This is a genomic window from Streptomyces jumonjinensis (assembly GCF_009600885.1).
Taxonomy (GTDB): domain Bacteria; phylum Actinomycetota; class Actinomycetes; order Streptomycetales; family Streptomycetaceae; genus Streptomyces; species Streptomyces jumonjinensis.
Genome location: NZ_VCLA01000207.1, coordinates 16,074 through 16,814, shown reverse-complemented (window position 1 = coordinate 16,814; position 741 = coordinate 16,074). Strand labels below are relative to the sequence as shown.

Sequence of the window (741 nt, the reverse complement as noted above, 5' to 3'; positions counted from 1 at the left end):
GTCCAGCAACGCCCGCACACCCGACTCATCGAGCAGCGCCTCCGGCCAAGCCACCGTCAGCGTCAGCTCAGGCCCCTCAGCCCGGTCGTGCACCGCGCCCAGGACTTCCAGCGCGTGCATGACGGGTGAGTCCCCACCCACGTCTCCGGCCATATCGTCGCCTGCGGGAGACCAGCCCGTTGACGCCGCCTCGACGGCGGGACCGAATCGGCCGAGGTAGTTGAAGCCGATCTGTGCGGCGGGAAGCGCGGCCAGCTCCGGCGCCGTCTCAGGATTGAGATAGCGCAGCATCCCGTATCCCAGACCATCACCCGGAACAGCACGCAACTGCTCCTTGACCCGCTTCACCACCCGACCCGCAGCCACCCCACCCGCACGCACATCGGACAGATCAACCGCACCCACATCCAACCGCACCGGATAACTGCTCGTGAACCACCCCACCGTCCGCGACAGATCCTCACCACCCGAGAGCGGCACCCGCCCATGCCCCTCCACATCCACCAAGAACCCACCACCGGCCCCACCACGCCACTCCACCACCGCAGCAGCCAACCCAGCCAGCAACACATCATCGATCCCCGCATGAAACGCAACCGGCACACCCGTCAGCAGCCGCTCCGTCACTTCGACGGGGATCCGCACCGACAGCTTTCGCATCGTGGACTCGACATCGCGCTCCGGGTCCACCGGCTCCGCCGTGAGCAGCGAATCCGGACCCTCAAGGAAGTCGATCCACTG

Annotated in this window: 1 protein-coding gene; it reads right to left on the bottom strand. The window is 67.1% G+C overall.

The features are described 5' to 3' along the window. The coding region (locus FF041_RS38690) for a condensation domain-containing protein (protein ID WP_228388967.1) at positions 1 to 741 on the bottom strand (741 nt) is incomplete at both ends.